The sequence below is a fragment of the Belliella calami genome (assembly GCF_022549695.1).
GTDB lineage: Bacteria > Bacteroidota > Bacteroidia > Cytophagales > Cyclobacteriaceae > Belliella > Belliella calami.
In genome coordinates, this window is record NZ_JAKZGS010000036.1 from 1 (window position 1) to 3,170 (window position 3,170).

The window sequence follows — 3,170 nt, forward strand, 5'->3', positions numbered from 1 at the left end:
GGTTCTATTTTTTGTAGTATGAAGGACAAAGCACCAAGTGGGATCCCCAGGCCAGGAAAAACCCTTGGCGCTTTGTCCAATTTACATTTTCAGTCTATTGTTTGATCAAGTTCAGCAGTCCCTTTCTCACTTCTCCGGTTTCCCCAACTTCCACGATCCAATAATATGTCCCTACCGGCATTTCCTTGTTGCTGTACTTCCCATCCCAACGCTCATCAGGATTCTCTGTGTAGAACACCCTGTTGCCACTTCTCTCAAAAATTTGGATGCGGACATTGTTGTAGAATCGAAGTTCTTCCACTCCCCAGGTGTCATTGACATTGTCTCCGTCTGGAGTGAAGCTGTTGAAGATTTCTATGTTGCTCACAGAAGTCCTGTTTCTGATGATCGAAAATTCTTTCTCAATGATATTTCCATCACGGTCTTTGACACGAACGAGAATCTTGAACTCCCTTCTGCCCTCTGCCCTCTCTTCTGAATTCCAAAACAACGTCCCGTTATCTATCTGGAAATAAACATTATCGAAAGCAAGATCGGCAAGTGTGATTTCATGCTGGTTGTCCAATGGATCCACCACCGTCAAATTGCCGACTGCAATTATAGCCTGGCCCACTTCAGCCTCAAAACTGTTGTTGTCCAGTAGGATGTCCTCAGGTGCCGGTTTTGGAAGGACTGTCACCACAATCTCTGCAACCAAACCTTGGGAATTCAGGATTCCTGAAGGCAAATTGATGACTGCCGTTAGTGGATAATCCCCATTTCCGAAGATATAAAGGGTTTGTAAATCCCAAGTGATTGGAAGCTCAAGAAACTGACCGTCAGTGGCCATCACGATGATCGTGTTTGGCAAAGCTGGATCAACACCCCAGATTGTTGCAATTGGGGAAGGTTGCATGACCATCTCTATCTCGGCTGCCAAGATTTCAAATTCTGAACCTCTAAACTCAATATCGTAATTGGCTCCTGCAGTCAAATCCCCAATATTGATTGGATAGTTGCCAACGCCCTCACCTGCTGTTCGTGACAGTTTGCCCGAGAACACTTGTTGGTCGTCTCTAGCCACAAATCCTGTGGCTGTAAAGGCAAATTCAGGATCAGCTGTGCCGAATACCTTGGACTGCCCTTCCTCTACACGAACCTCTAGGTTGGCTTTTGCTATTTCAAGTTCACCATCCACAAGCGTGATTGCATAGTTTGCATCTGTTCCACCTGACAAGGTTATTGGATAAGTTCCTGTATTAGAGCTTGCTGTTGCTGTAGTAGAAATACTTGGTTCGGTTGCAACTTTCTCGTCTCCATTTACCAATCCATCATATGTAAAGGTCAAGCTTGCGTTTGATTCTCCATAAACTTTGGATTGATCTTCTGCTGTGATCGTTACTGCTTTTTGACCAACCGTCAATGTTCCATTTGCAAGCGTGATTGCATAGTTTGCATCTGATCCGCCTGACAAGGTTATTGGATAAGTTCCTGTATTGGAGCTTGCTGTTGCTGTAGTAGAAATACTTGGTTCGGTGGAAATTTTCTCGTCTCCATTTACCAAACCATCATATGCAAAGGTCAAGCTTGGGTTGGTTTCTCCATAAACTTTGGATTGATCTTCTGCTGTGATCGTTAATGTTTTCTGCTCTACCGTCAATGTTCCATCCACAACCGTGATTGCATAGTTTGCATCTGATCCACCTGACAAGGTTATTGGATAAGTTCCTGTATTGGAGCTTGCTGTTGCCGTAGTAGAAATGCTTGGTTCGGTTGCAACTTTCTCGTCTCCATTTACCAATCCATCATATGCAAAGGTCAAGCTTGGATTTGATTCACCGTATATTTTCGATTTGTCATCAGCTGTGATCGTCACTGCTTTCTGCCCTACCGTCAATGTTCCATTTACAAGCGTGATTGCATAGTTTGCATCTGTTCCACCTGACAAGGTTATTGGATAAGTTCCTGTATTAGAGCTTGCTGTTGCTTTAGTAGAAATACTTGGTTCGGTTACAACTTTCTCGTCTCCATTTACCAATCCATCATATGCAAAGGTCAAACTTGGATTTCCTTCACCGTATATCTTCGATTTGTCATCAGCTGTGATCGTTACTGCTTTCTGCCCTACCGTCAATGTTCCATTTACAAGCGTGATTGCATAGTTCGAATCTGTTCCACCTGACAAGGTTATTGGATAAGTTCCTGTATTAGAGCTTGCTGTTGCTGTAGTAGAAATACTTGGTTCGGTGGAAATTTTCTCGTCTCCATTTACCAATCCATCATATGCAAAGGACAAGCTTGGATTGGTTTCTCCATAAACTTTGGATTGATCTTCTGCTGTGATCGTTACTGCTTTTTGACCAACTGTCAATGTTCCATCCACAAGCGTGATTGCATAGTTTGCATCTGATCCGCCTGACAAGGCTATTGGATAAGTTCCTGTATTGGAGCTTGCTGTTGCTGTAGTAGAAATACTTGGTTCGGTGGAAATTTTCTCGTCTCCATTTACCAATCCATCATATGCAAAGGTCAAGCTTGGGTTTGATTCACCGTATACTTTGGATTGATCTTCTGCTGTGATCGTTACTACTTTCTGACCAACTGTCAATGTTCCATTTGCAAGTGTAATCGCATAGTTTGCATCTGATCCGCCTGACAAGGCTATTGGATAAGTTCCTGTATTGGAGCTTGCTGTTGCTGTAGTAGAAATACTTGGTTCGGTGGAAATTTTCTCGTCTCCATTTACCAAACCATCATATGCAAAGGTCAAGCTTGGGTTTGATTCACCATAAACTTTGGATTGATCTTCTGCTGTGATCGTTACTGCTTTTTGACCAACTGTCAATGTTCCATCCACAAGCGTAATCGCATAGTTTGCATCTGATCCACCTGACAAGGCTATTGGATAAGTTCCTGTATTGGAGCTTGCTGTTGCTGTAGTAGAAATGCTTGGTTCGGTTGCAACTTTCTCGTCTCCATTTACCAATCCATCATAAGTAAAGGTCAAGCTTGAATTTGATTCACCGTATATCTTCGATTTGTCATCAGCTGTGATCGTCAATGATTTCTGCCCTACCGTCAATGTTCCATTTGCAAGCGTGATTGCATAGTTTGCATCTGATCCACCTGACAAGGCTATTGGATAAGTTCCTGTATTGGAGCTTGCTGTTGCTGTAGTAGAAATGCTTGGT

The 3,170-nt window shown here is 43.0% G+C and carries 1 protein-coding gene; it reads right to left on the reverse strand.

The window, feature by feature from the left end; translation table 11 throughout:
• Positions 1-94 precede the first annotated feature (94 nt).
• Positions 95-3,170 (reverse strand): MBG domain-containing protein (locus tag MM236_RS19575; protein ID WP_241276693.1); only part of this gene is annotated, 3,076 nt, incomplete at its 5' end.